The 16,914-nt window shown below is 39.6% G+C and carries 17 protein-coding genes; 11 read left to right on the top strand and 6 right to left on the bottom strand.

Translation table 11 applies throughout. From position 1 onward, the window contains the following. Positions 1-69 precede the first annotated feature (69 nt). On the bottom strand, positions 70-795 hold the full coding sequence (locus tag EG2_RS07570; RefSeq protein WP_060814213.1) for a MurR/RpiR family transcriptional regulator: 726 nt from the start codon (positions 793-795) through the stop codon (positions 70-72). A gap of 183 nt (positions 796-978) precedes the next feature. Between EG2_RS07570 and EG2_RS07565 the strand changes: the two genes are divergently transcribed. From EG2_RS07565 to EG2_RS07540, 6 genes are all read left to right on the top strand, one after another. Next, positions 979-1,731, top strand: a complete 753-nt coding sequence (locus EG2_RS07565; protein WP_060814275.1) for an IclR family transcriptional regulator — start codon at positions 979-981, stop codon at positions 1,729-1,731. A gap of 110 nt (positions 1,732-1,841) precedes the next feature. Further along, positions 1,842-2,489 (top strand): bifunctional 4-hydroxy-2-oxoglutarate aldolase/2-dehydro-3-deoxy-phosphogluconate aldolase, encoded by a 648-nt coding sequence (locus EG2_RS07560; RefSeq protein ID WP_060814212.1) that lies wholly within the window; start codon positions 1,842-1,844, stop codon positions 2,487-2,489. Position 2,490: 1 nt separating this feature from the next. Next, positions 2,491-3,492, top strand: coding sequence for a sugar kinase (locus EG2_RS07555; RefSeq protein ID WP_060814211.1), 1,002 nt, complete (start codon positions 2,491-2,493; stop codon positions 3,490-3,492). Between the two features lie 11 nt (positions 3,493-3,503). Next, positions 3,504-4,346 (top strand): 5-dehydro-4-deoxy-D-glucuronate isomerase, encoded by an 843-nt coding sequence (gene kduI, locus EG2_RS07550; RefSeq protein ID WP_060814210.1) that lies wholly within the window; start codon positions 3,504-3,506, stop codon positions 4,344-4,346. Positions 4,347-4,366: 20 nt separating this feature from the next. Beyond that, positions 4,367-5,173 (top strand): gluconate 5-dehydrogenase, encoded by an 807-nt coding sequence (locus EG2_RS07545; RefSeq protein ID WP_060814209.1) that lies wholly within the window; start codon positions 4,367-4,369, stop codon positions 5,171-5,173. 382 nt (positions 5,174-5,555) lie between these two features. Then, on the top strand, positions 5,556-7,637 hold the full coding sequence (locus EG2_RS07540; RefSeq protein WP_060814208.1) for a hypothetical protein: 2,082 nt from the start codon (positions 5,556-5,558) through the stop codon (positions 7,635-7,637). 178 nt (positions 7,638-7,815) lie between these two features. On the opposite strand, the gene EG2_RS19545 is transcribed toward EG2_RS07540, so the two are convergent. From EG2_RS19545 to EG2_RS07520, 5 genes are all read right to left on the bottom strand, one after another. Next, positions 7,816-8,094 (bottom strand): SGNH/GDSL hydrolase family protein, encoded by a 279-nt coding sequence (locus EG2_RS19545; RefSeq protein WP_249024287.1) that lies wholly within the window; start codon positions 8,092-8,094, stop codon positions 7,816-7,818. A 126-nt stretch (positions 8,095-8,220) separates the two neighbouring features. After that, entirely contained in the window at positions 8,221-8,490 is a 270-nt protein-coding gene (locus EG2_RS19540; RefSeq protein WP_249024286.1) for an SGNH/GDSL hydrolase family protein, read from the bottom strand. Positions 8,491-8,499: 9 nt separating this feature from the next. After that, positions 8,500-9,885, bottom strand: a complete 1,386-nt coding sequence (uxaC, locus tag EG2_RS07530; protein ID WP_060814207.1) for a glucuronate isomerase — start codon at positions 9,883-9,885, stop codon at positions 8,500-8,502. A 20-nt stretch (positions 9,886-9,905) separates the two neighbouring features. Further along, positions 9,906-11,411, bottom strand: a complete 1,506-nt coding sequence (locus EG2_RS07525; RefSeq protein WP_060814206.1) for a UxaA family hydrolase — start codon at positions 11,409-11,411, stop codon at positions 9,906-9,908. A gap of 2 nt (positions 11,412-11,413) precedes the next feature. Then, positions 11,414-11,971, bottom strand: coding sequence for a mannitol dehydrogenase family protein (locus tag EG2_RS07520; protein WP_255210073.1), 558 nt, complete (start codon positions 11,969-11,971; stop codon positions 11,414-11,416). A 27-nt stretch (positions 11,972-11,998) separates the two neighbouring features. Between EG2_RS07520 and EG2_RS07515 the strand changes: the two genes are divergently transcribed. The 5 genes from EG2_RS07515 to EG2_RS07490 all read left to right on the top strand — a co-directional run bounded on the left by EG2_RS07515 (position 11,999) and on the right by EG2_RS07490 (position 16,745). Further along, the gene (locus EG2_RS07515) at positions 11,999-12,352 is read left to right on the top strand and encodes a hypothetical protein (protein WP_060814205.1); all 354 of its coding nucleotides are present in this window, start codon (positions 11,999-12,001) and stop codon (positions 12,350-12,352) included. Positions 12,353-14,269: 1,917 nt separating this feature from the next. Beyond that, the gene (locus EG2_RS07505) at positions 14,270-14,482 is read left to right on the top strand and encodes a hypothetical protein (RefSeq protein WP_060814203.1); all 213 of its coding nucleotides are present in this window, start codon (positions 14,270-14,272) and stop codon (positions 14,480-14,482) included. Further along, entirely contained in the window at positions 14,482-14,676 is a 195-nt protein-coding gene (locus tag EG2_RS07500) for a hypothetical protein (RefSeq protein WP_060814202.1), read from the top strand. Before EG2_RS07505 ends, EG2_RS07500 begins: the two co-directional genes overlap by 1 nt. A 401-nt stretch (positions 14,677-15,077) precedes the next feature. Continuing rightward, entirely contained in the window at positions 15,078-15,557 is a 480-nt protein-coding gene (locus EG2_RS07495; protein WP_060814201.1) for a hypothetical protein, read from the top strand. 240 nt (positions 15,558-15,797) lie between these two features. Further along, positions 15,798-16,745, top strand: a complete 948-nt coding sequence (locus EG2_RS07490; protein ID WP_060814200.1) for a LysM peptidoglycan-binding domain-containing protein — start codon at positions 15,798-15,800, stop codon at positions 16,743-16,745. Positions 16,746-16,914: the final 169 nt, after the last annotated feature.

Here is a 16,914-nt window from a genome sequence, read left to right as displayed (position 1 = left end):
AGCCAGATAGCAGGGGTGATCCTAGAATTTTTTGGCTATTCCGTATGTTGAAGTACGCCCTGGACTCTTTTAGTTGATTTCGGCAGTAAAAGCCTCTACGAGGTACTCCATCAGCAGTAAAAGCTTTCCGTAAAAACTCGTATATTGGATGTTCTGCGTATCATAGGGTCGTTCATCAGTGACACCAAAAGAAAAAGTTGCTAGTTGATTGGCTCGGTGTTCACCATTGCCGCAAAAAAGGACAGTGGGGATTTGATGGTCATTCGCTAGCTGCATTTTTTCTAGCACTTTCTGTGTTTCCCCCGATTTAGAGATCGTGATCAGCATACTGATGTTGTCGATATTATTACTAATGATACCGCCGGAATCAGAAGCACTCACCAGTAAAGTTTTAATGCCATTAACCAACATTTTTTTATGAAGGTATTCTGCTATGATACCAGAAAAGCCAGTGGCATAAATGGTAATGAATTTATCATTGTTTTGAGCATAAATTTCTTTGATCGCATCAATTGAAGCTGCAATGCCTTCTGTGTTGATCTGATAGTCAATGGCTGCTTCAGTGGTCATTTGACGATTCAGTCGATTTTTTAAGAAATAAAGTAATTCCAAATAGCCGGAAAAACCTAATTTTTGTGCTAATCGCACCAGTGTTGCTGGAGAAGTATAAAGCTCTTGCGCGATTTTTCGCAAAGGGACGCCTTCGATTTTGTCCGTATGAGACACCAAATAAGTGAGGATGTGCTGCTCGCTTTCGGAAATTTTTTTCCCTTTGGTCAATACATTTAAGTCCATGCTATTGCTCCTTTTCGTCGTAACTTCATCATACAATGAAGAGAAACAGAAAGTAAAACTTTTTCTTTATCCTTTTTTTAAACAACCTTCTTACACATTCTTCGCAGGAGAAGATGGATAAGTTTGGTTGTTTATTTCATTATAAGAGATTATAATTTCTTATATAGAAAAAATAAAGGTGGAATACAAATGACGAAACCCTATGGGACTGTTTTGATTAAAGCCGCGAAAATCATGGATTATCTTGCGGAAGAACCCAACAAATCGTTGCAAGAGATTGCGGCTGCTACAGACTTAACCAATTCAACCGCGTTAAAGATTCTTGAAACATTACAGCTGATCGGCTATGTGGCAAAGGACAAGCAAAAAGAATACCGCTTAGGATCTAAACTTGTCAAATATGCCAATAAAAATATTCAAGAACTTGACTTGGTAGAGATCAGCCTGCCATTTTTGGAAGAATTGCAGGAAAAAGCCGATGAGACCATCCATTTGGGGGTTTTGACAGCGAATGAAATCTTGTATGTCAATAAACTGGAACCTCAAAATCAAACCATTCGCATGTCGTCGAAGGTGGGAATTTCAAGACCTTTATATAGCTCAGCTATGGGGAAAGCTGTATTGGCAGAATTCGATGAGACAAGCTATGAAGCTTATTTAGATGAAACACCTTTACAACCTTATACTGAGAACACCATCACGAATGTTCTTAAATTAAATCAAGAGTTAAGAGAAGTGCGTCAGTTGAAGATCGCTTTTGATGATGAAGAAATGGAGAAAGAAATTTTTTGTATCGGCGCGGCTCTTTTGAAAGATGAGGAAATTGTCGGTGCTTTCTCAGTCAGTCTGCCAAAATACCGATTGACCGAGAGCTATAAACAAACATTGATTCAAGAAATACGTGCCACAAAAGATAAAATCGAAGCAGCCATTTGAAATACTTTTGGAAACCCCTTGCAAAAGAAAAAAGAGCAGGTATAATAAAGATAAGATTTCTTTATAATAAAACTTAATTTCCAAATAGGAAATTAAGAACGGAGGGGTTTATGAAAAAAGTAGAGCGATTATCAAAATTAAAAGCCTGTGGAATCGTTGCAGTGGTTCGAGGCACTACAAGTCAAGAAGCGCTGGAAGCTAGCCGTGCCATCGTCCGAGGCGGTATTAAAGGAATTGAATTGACCTTCACGGTTCCGCAAGCTGCTGAAGTGATTGCAGAGTTAGCCAATGACTATCAAGAGGACCAAGAAGTGATCATAGGAGCTGGCACGGTACTTGACGCAGTGACTGCCCGCTTAGCGATCATGGCTGGCGCAGAGTATATCGTCAGCCCGACATTTGATCGCGAAACAGCTGAGATTTGTAATTTGTATCAAGTGCCTTATTTGCCAGGCTGTATGACGATCACTGAAATGAAAGAAGCCTTGAAATCAGGCGCAGACATCATCAAGCTGTTTCCAGGAAGTGCCTATGGTCCTAGTATCATTTCCGCTTTCAAAGCACCATTGCCCCAATTGAATATTATGCCTACTGGCGGAGTCAGCTTGGAAAATATGTCTGAGTGGTTCAATGCCGGAGTGGTCGCTGTTGGTGTCGGTGGTAATTTATTAGCGCCAGCTGCTAGTGGTGATTTCGAGAAAGTGACAGCGGTTGCTTCACAATATGTGGCCAAGTTAAATGACATTCGAGGTAACTGAGATGGCTAGAATTATTACCTTAGGCGAGATTATGTTGCGCTTATCGACTAGTTCTGGTGTACGCTTGGAGCAAAGTGGGCGTTTTGCCGCACACTATGGCGGTGGTGAAGCAAATGTTGCTATCTCTTTAGCTAACTATGGGCACGACGTCTCCTTTGCAAGTAAAGTCCCGGCAAATGATCTCGGAAAAGCTGTTATCCATCATTTACGCAATTACGGAGTGGATTGCAGTCTGCTTCTAAGCGGTGGTCCCCGGCTTGGTACTTACTATATGGAATCTGGAGTAGGAGAACGTGCGGCAAAAGTCATTTATGACCGTGCAGGGTCAAGTTTTGCGGAAATCAAGACCAATGAATGGTCAGAAGCGATCTTTAAAGATGTCACACTTTTCCATGTATCCGGCATTACACCAGCGTTATCCGAGACGTGGCGGGATTTAACCCTTTCACTTGTTAAGCGTGCGAAAAAAGCAGGTTGCAAAATCAGTTTCGATATCAATTATCGTGGCAAACTGTGGACGACAAATGAAGCCGCCGCCTTTCTAAAGGAAATACTTCCTTTGGTCGATTATTGCTCGGCGGGCAAGTTGGATGCACAAGTTTTTATGGAGATTCCAGCCTATACAGGTCAAGGAAATGAGTTGCTGTATTATTACCAACAAATGAACCAACGTTATCCGAATATTGAACTGTTCTATTCGACAAAACGAGAAGTGCTTTCCGCCAGTGCCAATATATTGATGGGCACTCTTTGGCATAACGGCCATTATACAGCTTCTCAAGAACACCGTATCGATCCTATTGTTGATCGAGTAGGAGGAGGGGATGCTTTTTGTGCAGGCGTCCTGCATGGCATTCTAAGTGGGTATTCTTCTCAGGAAACCATTGACTTTGCTACCGCAGCATCTGCATTAAAGCACACGATTCATGGAGATTGTAATCAATTTACAGAAGCGGAAGTAGCTGAATTTTTAGCATCCGGATCTGGAAAAATCATTCGCTAGGAGGAACCAGCATGCAAGAAATGGAAACCCGTTATACACACAGCCCAGAAGATATTCGACACTATAGTACCGAACAATTACGCAATGAATTTTTGGTAGAGAAAATTTTTGTACCCGGAACGATCCAGTTGACTTATACCCATAATGATCGCATGATTTTTGGCGGAGTAACGCCTACGGATCAACCATTAGAGGTTCAATTGAGCAAAGAGTTAGGTGTAGAGTACTTTTTGGAACGCCGTGAACTAGGTGTGATCAATATTGGTGGCGCAGGAACCATTGAGATTGACGGCACCAAAGAAGACATGAAAAAGCAAGACGGATACTATATCGGAAAAGAAACGAAACATGTAGTCTTTTCTTCAAAAGATCCAAATGATCCGGCGAAATTCTATGTATCCAGTGTACCGGCACATCATAAATACCCGAATGTAAAAATCAGTATCGATCAAGTCAAACCAATGGAAACAGGTGAAGGTTTGACGCTGAATGAACGGAAGATTTATCAGTATATTCATCCGAATGTGTGTGAAAGCTGTCAGCTGCAGATGGGGTATACGATCCTAGAACCAGGTAGCGCTTGGAATACGATGCCTTGTCATACCCATGAACGCCGTATGGAAGCCTATGTTTATTTTGATTTCGCCAATGAGGACACAAAAGTTTTCCATATGATGGGTAAACCAGATGAAACCAAACATTTAGTAGTCGCAGAAGAGCAAGCAGTCATTTCCCCAAGTTGGTCGATCCATTCTGGAGTCGGAACAAGCAACTATTCCTTTATTTGGGCAATGTGCGGGGAGAACATCACATACACAGATATGGACATGGTTCCCATGGATGAGTTGAAATAATAAAAGAAAGAAGGATGAAGATGGATTTTTCAATGGATCACTTTCGTTTAGATGGCAAGATTGCATTAGTTACCGGCGCAGTTTATGGGATCGGCTTTACGATTGCCCAATCTTTGGCAGCAGCTGGTGCAACGATCGTCTTTAATAATTTAACACAAGAGTCAGTCGATGAAGGCTTAAAAAATTATCAAGCAGCCGGCATCAAAGCCCATGGCTATGTCTGTGATGTCACCGATGAAGCAGCAGTCAATGAAATGGTCAAAACCATAGAGGAAGAAGTAGGTGTCATTGATATTTTAGTCAACAATGCAGGGATCATCAAACGGATTCCAATGTTGGAGATGTCAGCCGCTGATTTCCGTCAGGTAGTTGATGTTGATTTGAATGCGCCATTCATCGTTTCTAAAGCTGTTTTGCCTTCCATGATCAAAAAAGGACATGGCAAAATTATCAATATTTGTTCTATGATGAGTGAACTTGGCCGCGAAACCGTGGCGGGTTATGCAGCTGCTAAAGGCGGCCTTAAAATGTTAACCAAAAACATTTGTGCCGAGTTTGGTGAAGCAAACATTCAGTGTAACGGCATTGGCCCTGGTTATATCGCGACACCACAAACTGCACCATTAAGAGAGATCCAACCAGACGGATCTCGTCATCCCTTTGATCAGTTCATTGTGGCAAAAACGCCAGCAGCGCGTTGGGGAGAACCAGTAGACTTAGCCGGTCCTGCTGTCTTCTTGGCTTCTGATGCTTCTAATTTCGTCAACGGCCACGTTTTATATGTGGACGGTGGTATCTTGGCTTATATTGGCAAACAACCTGAATAAACATCGCAAAGTTCCTGATTTCTAAAACAGGCGAACTTAACAATCAAAAAAGCTCCTATTCTCCGCACATTCTCAATGGATTCTGCGCGAAGAGTAGGGGTTTTCTTTGGCGAATTTTTCGATAAATAAGATGAATGGAAGAACCTTTTCTCTGAGAAGGCGGATCGTGGTTCTAGCCAAGTCCTATCAAGAAGAAGAGATTAGTCTCTTACTAAAAAATTCAATGATTTTTCCTCGCAGATCTGCTCTAATTTTTTTCTTTATTTGATAAATTTTTTAGACTATCCAATTGTCAGCGGATATGAGTAAATAAATTAGGGATTCTATCGATTTACCACTAAATCAATTGATAGAAATAACAAGTTAGATTAGGAGGATTAAGATGAAAAAATGGTTTCTAGTAGCAATGCTATTTGTTTGTAGTGTCTTTGTTAGTACCCAAAAGGCAGCTGCCCAAACGGAGGGCTCGATCACAGATTCCTCTTATTACCGAAACGCTTTAACCGAGAAGATTCCTGCAGATAATGCCTTTATTATGAGAAAAGGGGATACTACGACTATCGACAAATTATCTGGAGTCGTAACTAATGAAAGAATAATCACCGGTGTTGATTCCGTAAAAGAAAGTTCTGCCCTGATAAAGAATGTTGGTTATTATCAAGGTCATATGATAAACGTTAGAGTAATAGTGAAGATGTTGGAGCCTTCGGGAACTGATATATTACTTACGGATAAAGACTTTTTAAGATTACAAATATGGCCAAGTGGAATTGCAGAAATTACTTATGAATTTTTGAACGAAAAGCTGGAACCTGTTACATTAAGAACGACGTTTAATGAGATGGGATTAAATAAATGGAAAGACATTCGTATTCATCAGGCAGCTACTGTTGTAGAACATATTTTTGCCACCCCCAATTCCACTATCACATACAGTGAAGATAATCAAGGAATATTGACTCTAAAAGGAAAAGGAGACGCGGACAATTGGGCGAATGATGCTTGCAAACTAGCAATCACAACAAAACCTATCTCAAAATTTCAGTTTACTGTCAAAAACAATGATACGAGACCTGGTGCTACATTTAAGTCTGAACTACAATATTTATCCGTTTTTTTCCCAGCAGTTGAATTTCCTTATGCCTATCCACAAACATTAGCCACTCAGAACATCGAAAACAATGAAGTGATCACTCGTTTCCAACAAACAGTTCCTTACACTGAAACAAACAATTCTCGAACAACTTTATCTTATAGAATCGAAAATCCAGATCAAAATCAGTTTCAATTAAAAGGAATCGAGGTCAAAGATTTTTCTGGAACGGATCGAACAAATTGGTTTGACCAGACCATCGATGATGAGGGGAATTTACTTGTTCATGCAAAAGCTTCTACACTAAAAAAACGGGCCTTTTACGACAATAGTTATCAATTTACCATTCACCACACCTTTGTAGGAAGTGCTGAACGACCGGTCGATCAAGCGCTGATCGATAATGATTGTTTTCAACTCCAACCAATTCTTTATGAAGATACTGGCGCTGGGGAACAGTTAATTGGAAGACTTTCTGCATCCATTTACTACTATAACGAAGTGAAGATCAATTTCGTTGATGAAAACAATCAACCACTCTTAGATCCGGGGAAAATCAAAGGGCTGATCACCCATTCTGTTGACTTATCTTCGTTCTATCCCACCATCACTGGTTACTATCCGATCCGAGAAGAAAAAGACCACATCATTGTCATGCCAGGTACACAAGAAGTGTTCCATCACTATAAAAAAGGTATACCACTGCTCTTTACATTAAAAGATCGACAACAAAAAATCGTGATTTCTCGCTTTTCTAAAGAGGTCAAGTTATCTTATGACTTTTCCCATGACAGCCATCAAAGCGTCCAAGTTGTTGCTCAATACGGAGAGAAAAAACAAGTGTTAAGTAACTATGACTTGGGAAATACACAAACGGAAGACTCGGTCGTTTTCAAAGTACCAGAAGAATGGCTTAACAAAGAGGTAAAATTATATCTAGAGAATAAAGAGGGCGATCAATCAGCAGCAGAAACCCGCGTGTTTGTTCCTGAGTCAGGACCAAGGCAGCAAGTGCCGCCAGTCTTATCTTTTGGAACACACCCTATTCCAGCTTTTAATCAGTATCTTTTTGCTGAAAGTCAGCCAATCAAAGTGGAAGACAATAGCCGATTAGAAAAAAGTAAATGGACAGTGAAAGTAAAAATCGAAACGCCGCTTAAAAACAGCCAGCAACAAGAGTTGCGAGATGCACTGATTTTTGTTGATAAAACAGGGGACATCCTCTTATCTGACCAAGAGCAGTCGGTCTGGGAAGGCAGCGGATCTGCCACATTAGCTGAGAATCGTTTGAAGCTATTATTACGACCGACAGATCATGTGGGAGAGTACAGCGGCTCGCTTGTCTGGACGCTTGAAGATGCGCCTCAGTAAAAAAATTTTTTCTATCCGTAAAGTCCAACCTTTTTTCATAATAAAATAAAGTAAGAAACAAGCCCTTATTTCACTAGGCTGCGACATTCATATAGCTGAAATAAACAAGCAACGTGTTTTTCTCCCTTTGGAAACACGTTGCTTGTTGCTGATTGGCAAAGAGAGGATTCTGGTCAACTTACAGCAGTATCTCACTGCTGAGAGCAAGATTTGATTCTTTGATTGCTTGACAAATCAAGCGAGCGACAATTAAAGCCCCTTGATCATTCAAGTGAGTATTGTCACTGATAGCTTTGGGATAATTCGGATGTTCGTTTTTTGAAAGATGAAAAAAATACTGGCGAGCTTTCCCAGGTGCAAATGTGGAAAAATAGTTTTGTGTCATCGTGAATATATCCAGACAAGGAATCTCAAAGGTAGCAACAAAATCTCTCATAGCTTCTGGATAAGGTTCCACGGCTAGGGGATCCAAGTCATTATTCTGATGGAACTTCAAGCGAGTGATAGAAGTCAGTAAGACTGGATTTGCTTTCTTTTTTTGTGCAACAGCAACAAACTGTGCTAAATTTTCTTGATATTCGTTTCACGTCGTTCCTCGTTCAGGATCTGTTTTCTGATCGTTATGCCCAAACTGAATCAAGAAATAGTCTCCGGATGCAAGTAGTTGTTCTGCGTGCAAGAGACGCTTTTCTTGAATGAAACTTTTCGTTGAACGTCCATTCATTGCTAAATGAATGACCGTAACCTCTGGGGAGAGGAAGGTTGGTATTTTTTCTCCCCAGCCAGTTTCCGGACACTTGTCAGTCATTTTAGTTGCAGCAGTTGAATCACCGACAATAATTAGTTTAACCATCATCCACCTCTAAAAATCAAAATAATCCGCTGCATTTTGGTAACAGATACCTTCAACAAATTCTTTTAACTGTCTGGTATCACTTGGTGCTTCGCCGCGAAGAATGAGTTCTCCCAACCATTCACAAAAAACTCTTCGGAAATATTCATGTCTGGTATACGAAAGAAAACTACGGGAATCAGTCAGCATACCAACAAAATTTGCTAATACGCTACCATCTGCAAACTTCGTCAATTGCTGACGCATGCCGGCACGGGTATCGTTGTACCACCAGCCAGAACCTAATTGTATTTTATTTTTACTTTCTTTTTGATAACAGCCCATTAGTGCCACCAGCACGTCATAATCATTTGGATTCAATGAATACAAAATCGTTTGAGGAAGAGCTTCTTTCCTCTCTGCAGCATCCAGTAATGCTTGAAGTGGGCTAGTGATCGGCTGATCGTTGATGCCATCATAACCTGTGTCAGGTCCCAATTGATTGAGCATATTCGTGTTGCAGTTTCTATAAGCATGAAGATGCAGTTGCATCGTCCAGCCATGGTTGTGATATTGTTCAAATAAATGAAGCAAGAGGGCAGAGCGATAGACTGCTGCTTCTGATTCTGTAATGACTTCCTGATTTCTCACTTTTTCAAAGATAGCTTGAGGAGACACGCTGTTTTCTAGGAAATGTAAGTGATCCAATGCGTGATCGGATAAACGACAATTCATTTGGTGAAAAAAAGTAATTCGGCAGTCAAGTGCTGTTAACAAGTCTTCATAGCTATCGATCCTATGGCCAACAACTGTTGCTAATTGATCGATATAGTCGTTAAACCCACTTTGTTGGATATTTAAGGCTTTATCAGGACGGAAGGTTGGTAATACCCGAAAGCGGCTTTCTTCGTCAGCTAATTTGCGGTGAAATGCCAACGAGTCTGTCGGATCATCGGTGGTACAAATGATTTGCACATTGCTAGTGGCGATGATCTCTCTTCTTCTAAAGCTCTGCGATTGAAGCTTTTGGTTGACGGTTTGCCAGATTTCTGGCGCGTTTTCTTCATTGATCAAAAGATCGACACCAAAGAAACGTTTTAATTCTAAATGGGACCAGACATAGAGCGGATTGCCGATAATTTTAGGAACTGTTTGACACCAAGCAACAAATTTATCATAATCGGTTGCTGGTCCAGTGATCAAAGATTCTGGTACACCACAGGCCCGCATCAGTCGCCATTTATAGTGATCGCCGCCTAGCCAAGCTTCGGTGATAGTGCGGAAAGGCTGATTGTCATAAATCTCTTGGGGATCTAAGTGGCAGTGATAGTCAATGATAGGCATAGTTTTGGCGTAGCGATGAAACAAGTCTTTGGCAAAATTATTCGTTAATAAAAAATCGTCGTTTAAAAACATTGGCTTCCTCTTTTCTTCGTTTATAAAGTAACACCATTCTTGAAGATGGCGATTTCTCGAACATTATTTGCTTCATTACGGGTGTGCATGCCGCTGGCAACAGCAACGATTGTTTGGATAAAGTCAGCGAGAACGTCTTCCATTGGTTCATACAATAACCGACCCGCATTGAAATCCATCCAGTGGGGTTTCTTCTCGAATAATTCTTGGTTTGTTGCAATTTTCATCGTAGGGACAAACGCGCCGAAGGGTGTTCCTCGTCCTGTCGTAAATAAGACTAACTGACAATCAGCAGAAGCGAGAGCGGAAGCAGCCACTAGGTCATTACCAGGTCCTTCAAGAAGACTCAGCCCGCTTTCGCGGATCTTATCTCCGTATTTCAAGACATCGACAACAGCAGATGTGCCCGATTTTTGTGTGCAGCCTAAAGACTTGTCTTCCAAAGTGGTGATCCCACCCGCTTTATTGCCTGGAGAAGGGTTCTCGTAAACAGGTTCTCCATACGAAAGAAAATAATCTTTAAAGTCATTGATCAGATGAAGAATCTTTTCAAAAGTCGCCTGATCTTTGGCACGGGACATCAGTACTTGCTCGGCTCCAAACATTTCTGGCACTTCCGTCAACACAGTGCTGCCGCCTTGAGAAACCAAGAAATCAGAAAATGCCCCTAAAAGAGGATTGGCGGTTATTCCCGAAAAACCATCTGAGCCGCCGCATTTTAAGCCAACTTTTAACTCACTCAAAGGGACATCTTCACGTCGATCATTTTTGGCTGCTTGAAGTAATTCTTGCAATAATGCTTCACCAGCCTCAATCTCATCTTGGCTTTCTTGAGCGACTAAGAATTTGACACGATCCCCATCATAACGACCGAGTTTTTCTTTAAATTCGGCTACCGTATTGTTCTCACATCCGAGTCCAAAAACAAGCACACCACCAGCATTTGGGTGTTGCACAGCATCAATCAAAATTTGCCGGGTGTTTTGGTGATCTTGCCCTAATTGCGAACACCCATAAGGATGTTTGAGAATCGTGATCGAGTCAAAAGTTCCTAAGTCGGGATGACTTTGTTTGAAATTTTCGACGATGATCTCAGCGATTCCGTTGATACAACCTACTGTGGGCACGACATAAAGATCATTACGAATGCCTACTTTGCCATTTTTTCTCCGGTAGCCTTTAAAAGTCAATTGGCTTTTTGGATACACTACTGGTTGTAGGTTCGGCTCATAGGTATAAGCCAGCGTTCCTGAAAGATTGGTCTTGACATTGTGGGTATGCAGCCATTGTCCGGCTTTTACATCAGACAAAAGATGACCGATAGGGTAGCCATATTTGATGACGTAATCCCCTTTATTCAGATCAATAAGTGCGATCTTGTGACCTTGAGGAATCTCCTCTGTAAAGCTATAGGATTGTCCTTCAAAGGTAAGCTGTGTTTCTTTAGTGATTACATGCAAAGCAACCGCAACATTGTCTTTTGGATGCAATTTAAGAAAATCGGTCTTGTTTTTTATTTCTGTCATAATCATTCCGCCTTTTTTTGAGTCGGCTCATTTTTTAATGAGTCAACGAGGTATCGAGAACCCTTGTTTGAAAGTAGCACTACCATTTGTGAAACTTCTTTGTTGAACACGCACAAGTCCACTCCCCATAACTTTTCTTGTCTTAAAATAAAACTGACTTGTTCAGAAGATTTGAGGGCGCGTGCCTTTTCAAAGAGAGCTAGCACAGCTTCATCGTCTTGATAATCGGTCGTTAAATACAAGTAAATCAGTCCGGCTAATGACGCAATGATTCTTGGCGGCAGTAACTGTTGCTGATGATGACGGAGCAACAACGGCAAGAGACGTGCTTTAAATTTTGAGACGCTATTCAAGGCGATCGACTGCAGTTGATGATGAACATAAGGATTTTTAAACCGTTCTTTGATCTGTTCCGCATACTGGAGCAATTCTTCTTGCGGCAGATCTAGCATGGGAATCAGTTCCTCACTGAATAACTCATCAATGAAGCGTGTAAAATCAGGATCAAGCGGCGGTTTAAACTCTATAGTGCAGAGGTAAGTAAAAGACCAAAGCACCATAGAGTATTTTTAATATGGAGGTAGCCAATGAAATTATTTCAATGGCTGATCGAAGCGGTAGCTGTTCAACAAAACGGCGTAAATAAGATGCATGTATTTCAAGTAACGACATTCGACCAATCAAAAGAGAAGGCAATGGATATTGCTCGAATGAAGATGAAGCGAAAGTTGAAACGAGAAAAAGTCGCTTATTTACGAATTACGATTTGTTGGATCCAGTTAAAGGAAGTAATCTATCGTACGAAGTATGAGGAGTACAAACAGCTTGCTCGATCGAGAAAGCCGAGAAAAGTCATTGCTCGACTCCTGGAACTTTCTTTTTGGGAATTAGACGAATATGAGCAACGTTATCGAAGAGAGCGACGCAAGGAAGAAAAATGAAGCGTCAAGTTGGTTTGAAAACTAGCGTTCATATTGATAAAGTTGATTATCGTTGTCCAAGAAAGAATACTCACCTCATTCATGTAACTTATGAATAACAATTGAATAAAATGAGCTAGGTATGAGGAAGTAAATTTCACAATTCTAGCGGGAGTTAGCCCGATAAGCTATAGGTGGCGAAAATGCAAAGGCCTATAGTGCTCCATTATCAAAAGGGCACAGCGACACCCGGTATATGTTTAGTGCATATACTGTCCGTTGTGAGTCGTTATCTGTCAGTGGTCGGACGGAATAGGATTTTATCTTATGCAACTCCTAAGATACAGGTAGAGAAGCGGTATTCATGAGGAATGCTTGCACGGTCAACACGTCAGTCATGAGGGGCGTAGTAACGTTAGGGTGGGTGGATCGGTCAGAATCTTGTTTTAGGGGAAATGAATCCAACAAGAGGATGAGGTTATTTCTACAGAAATAGGGAATCTTTTCTGAGGATATAATCGGACGTTACGCAATCCTTGCGACCTTTTTCACAGGAACAGTTTATGAGTGTAATGTCACCAACCGACTAAGAGAGTCCATTTCTCCGGATAAACAAGAGTTAAGAAAACGAGACTTTGTGAAAGAAAACAAAGGCTTTTTTTATTTTATTCGTTGAGTGATCAATAAGTGATGGATCATTGACCGAATAGAATAAAAAATATTCTATTTATCCTTTTACTTAAACGGCTTTTTTTCGGTGCTAGGACGTTTCCACGCTTCTTGCATCTTCAAAATGCTAATTATAGCAAAAGGGGTTGAAGAAAGAGTTGATTGCTTCGAAAAAAGAGAACGAGCTGAGCCCGTTCTTTGGAGTGATTTTTAGTTATTATGAGTATAAGCAGACATTCCAACAAGTAGAATGATACTTAATAATGAAACGTGTTTTGATAGCGATCAACTCTTTTCTTTGTATTGGTTTACTTAGTTTGGTTCTTATATATGAGTTCGACAATTATAAGATTGACAAGAATATTCATTTTTAAAACATGTTGGATGATGTCGTTTATAATTGTCCAACCAAGTATCGAAACAAGCCTAGTTAGAGAATCCTAACTAGGCTTGTCTTTTGTTAGGAAATAGTCGAAGATAAAGTTTTGATTATTTCTAACAAAAGTTCGAATATTGCTTCAGGAAGGATTTCAAAAAAGAAACAATAGTGTCACTGAAAAATAAGAACAAGAAAAAAGCTGTTCCTATTTTATGTTTCTAAGTAAATTTGAGTTTCATGATATTTTCGATCACTTCAATCATTTTGTTTATCATCTAGTTTATTCGAGCTTTACTCGAATAGTTTGAGAAAGTTGATGAACTAGGAGGGACAAAATGAACGAAGAATCAGTTGAATTTTAGAACAGAACACGCATAATAAAAATTCAAGCTGTCCATTCGGACGGCTTTTTGTTATACAGGAAAGGAAGTGAATAGATATTGCAGGAATGCCCATACAAAAGGGGGGATATCTTATTACGGACTGGTTATTCACCAAGTTCCGGTTATTGTTATTTAGTTCATGATGTTAAGAATGGGTATCTTTATTTAGATGGTTTGCATATGAAAATTCATTACACGATAGTTCCTTTTTATTTTGAAGAAGAGCCTTTTATTCCAACGCTTTATCTTCCAACACGGGAACAAGCGAAAAGAGAAAAAGGCTTTAAAAATAGATATTGGTACTGTCCATAGAGAAGAAAACTTTGGTAGGTTGATGGATACGGGTGTTTGATTTTTTTCTTTCTTTACTAAATGGTGAAAATAATAACTAAAACAGGCATAAACAAACTCCAACGATAAAAATGACTTTCAAAAAAACATACTCTACTCAATGAACACCCGTATCCCTCAACCTATCAAGGAAATAACAGAAAGGAAGGAATTCAAATGGAAGGTGGAAAAGGATATATTCATATGGAAATAAATGATGAGGGAAGCTCCTTTGTATCAGAGGGGTTATCAGATGACACAATTTTTGTTTTATGCGCGATGCATATGATCTATTTATCTCATTCTTTGAATATACCGATGGAACAGGTTCATCAAATGATTGATACTTTTGATGAAAGTTGTGTCATAGTGAAGGAGGACATTGAGTAATGGCACTTGGTGAAATGATGTTGTTGGTATTTGCTGGGGGTATATTTGTGAGTTTCTTTTTCCTGGGTTTGTTTACATTTCTAGATTGGATGGTTCAATGGATAATAAGTGTTTGTTTATTGTATCGTAAAGAACGAAAACAAGTGCGAATAGCCAAAATTCCTGTACCAGTAGAAGAACTCCCGAGGGAATGAGTATGAGTCAAGTGGTATATGGTGTAGCATTATTTGTTAGTTGTATGATTATTTGGAGTATTGGGTATTTGTTTCGGTTTTTGATAGGACGAGTCAAATGGAGGTATCGAAAGCAGAAATCGAAGCCATTCAGAAAAAAGGAGCAATTCCTTTAAATCGATCCACCGAAGGTGTCGCAAAAAGAAGAGGTGAGGAAAGAAGAAGCAACCAGTAAGTTAAGCAGTGAGTTATGTATTGTTAGCCGAATGGATCAATTTTTTAGTAGAAACAGAATTTTCAGGATAGACAACACTTGCAGAGGTGATTCGAACATTGAGTCAAAAACAAGGGATAGCTTTTATCTATGTACAATAAGGCAACGATATAAAAAGAAAAAATGAAAGAATAGGGGGTGAAAAAAGATGGGAAGATTTAATTTTGATGCGTATCAAGCAGAATTAGAAGAAAAGAAATTACAAAAACAAAAACCACGAATTAAGACGTTTATTCCTTTACGAACTAAACGTACGATAAAATTGTCAAACGAAACAAAAAAATTGATTCATTTTAATCGGACAGGTTGTTCGTTGTCAAAAGCAATGTTTCCACATGTAATGACTTGTGGTCGTTATGCAGAGTATATGTTACAAGGAAATATACTGGCAATTCGGTTTATAAAAGAGCCAACAGACTATAGTTATTCATGGACAGTGAATTCGAAAAAACAAACAATCAGCGCTGGATTGAGGGGGGTGCTTTCTTTACTGGAGAAACAAACTGATTGTGTGAATTTCGATGTGTATCGTTATACTTTTGAACTAAAACAAGATAGTGAAAATATTTTTTATATCGAATTGGATCGGCCATACGAAAAAAAGAAACGATTAGAAAAAAGAAAATAAAATCTATAAGTTAAAAACTAATTGTGAAGAAAATGAACAGGAGTGATTTTTTGCAGATTACGAAAGATCTATCACTTAAAAGATAAAATCATATGGAAATATGAGAGAAATAAAGGCTTGAAAAGCAAAAAAGTATAAATTAAAATAATCAAAGAGGCGAACATTTTTTTACTTTGAAAATAAAATGAATGTTCGTTATTCATCGAACAAATTTATTATAACATAAGGAGGAAAAAATCGATGAAAAAAATGTTATTGAGTATGATTGTTGGGGCTGCAGCCGGTGTGGTATTTGTGACTGGTGGTTCAGAAGCACACGCTTCCGAAACAGATGGTATTTGGACGCCGCGGACGGTGGATCAAATCAAAGCAGATATTGCAAAATCTCAAGGAAACAAATATACCATTGTTTGGGGAGATACCTTAAGTGGTATTAGCCAAGCAACCAATCTTACCGTTCAAAAATTAGCAGAGATGAATAAGATTGCGAATGTCGATTTGATCTACGCAGGCAATACGCTAGTTTTTGACGGGAATGTTGTAACAGCTAAAAATGATAAGGGAGAAACGGTTGCGCAATCAGTGGTAACCCCACAAGATAAGAATGATGCGAATAAACCAGTAGGCAAACAAGCACCTGTAAAACAAGCAGAAGAAAAAGCGCAAGAAACACCAGCTCCTGGTCAATCACAAACTAATCAGGCAACGAATACACCAGGTGCAACAGCTGGGACAAACGATTCTGTTTCCGGATCGAATAACAATCAAAACGGGACAGTTGACTCGACAACTGGGACAACAGCCCCTTCTAACCAAGCAGAAACACCTGCTCAACCAAGTAAGCCAGCAGGGGATCAACCAACACAACCAAGTCACCCCGCGGAAAAACCAACGACACCGACACAATCAAGTACAGGTGAAAACCAAGGCGGAACAACGAAACCTTCTGAAACACCAAAATCAGAAAAAGATATGACGCCTATTAATATGGGAAATAGTGGAAAAGTGTTTGATTCAGAAGAAGCGGCATCTGAATATGGGTATGCGGAAATTGCGAATGAAAAGAGTCCATGGTTTGGATATAGCTTTGGATCGGAACAATTAGTCAATAAAGATTATGAATTGACTGGAAAATGGACTGTTTCTTTCTTAGAAGAAGGGTATGCAAGTGGAGAGTTGACAGAATAAAAAAGATAAGATATCAGTAAACGCTGGTATCTTTTTTGTTTGGAGGAAACTATGATGAGAAAATACCCACGGGCACGTTCCCCAGATCAAATCAAATAGAAAAAATTCACGTCGTTATCCATTTTGATAACGGCGTTTTATTATACAAAATTTTTAGGAAAGGAAATGA

The sequence above is a fragment of the Enterococcus gallinarum NBRC 100675 genome (assembly GCF_001544275.1).
Classification (GTDB): domain Bacteria; phylum Bacillota; class Bacilli; order Lactobacillales; family Enterococcaceae; genus Enterococcus_D; species Enterococcus_D gallinarum.
Note: the sequence above shows the minus strand (reverse complement) of the source record. Positions and strands in the feature narration are given on the sequence as shown.

Bases quoted from the DNA above. Each gene is read 5' to 3' on its own strand.
- EG2_RS07570 (WP_060814213.1), bottom strand. From the start codon at position 795: ATGGACTTAAATGTATTGACCAAAGGGAAAAAAATTTCCGAAAGCGAG.
- EG2_RS07560 (WP_060814212.1), top strand. From the start codon at position 1,842: ATGAAAAAAGTAGAGCGATTATCAAAATTAAAAGCCTGTGGAATCGTT.
- EG2_RS07495 (WP_060814201.1), top strand. From the start codon at position 15,078: ATGGGAAGATTTAATTTTGATGCGTATCAAGCAGAATTAGAAGAAAAG.
- EG2_RS07505 (WP_060814203.1), top strand. From the start codon at position 14,270: ATGGAAGGTGGAAAAGGATATATTCATATGGAAATAAATGATGAGGGA.
- EG2_RS07555 (WP_060814211.1), top strand. From the start codon at position 2,491: ATGGCTAGAATTATTACCTTAGGCGAGATTATGTTGCGCTTATCGACT.
- EG2_RS07515 (WP_060814205.1), top strand. From the start codon at position 11,999: ATGAAATTATTTCAATGGCTGATCGAAGCGGTAGCTGTTCAACAAAAC.
- EG2_RS07490 (WP_060814200.1), top strand. From the start codon at position 15,798: ATGAAAAAAATGTTATTGAGTATGATTGTTGGGGCTGCAGCCGGTGTG.
- EG2_RS07525 (WP_060814206.1), bottom strand. From the start codon at position 11,411: ATGACAGAAATAAAAAACAAGACCGATTTTCTTAAATTGCATCCAAAA.
- EG2_RS07545 (WP_060814209.1), top strand. From the start codon at position 4,367: ATGGATTTTTCAATGGATCACTTTCGTTTAGATGGCAAGATTGCATTA.
- EG2_RS07540 (WP_060814208.1), top strand. From the start codon at position 5,556: ATGAAAAAATGGTTTCTAGTAGCAATGCTATTTGTTTGTAGTGTCTTT.
- EG2_RS19540 (WP_249024286.1), bottom strand. From the start codon at position 8,490: ATGGTTAAACTAATTATTGTCGGTGATTCAACTGCTGCAACTAAAATG.
- EG2_RS07500 (WP_060814202.1), top strand. From the start codon at position 14,482: ATGGCACTTGGTGAAATGATGTTGTTGGTATTTGCTGGGGGTATATTT.
- kduI (WP_060814210.1), top strand. From the start codon at position 3,504: ATGCAAGAAATGGAAACCCGTTATACACACAGCCCAGAAGATATTCGA.
- EG2_RS07520 (WP_255210073.1), bottom strand. From the start codon at position 11,971: ATGGTGCTTTGGTCTTTTACTTACCTCTGCACTATAGAGTTTAAACCG.
- uxaC (WP_060814207.1), bottom strand. From the start codon at position 9,885: ATGTTTTTAAACGACGATTTTTTATTAACGAATAATTTTGCCAAAGAC.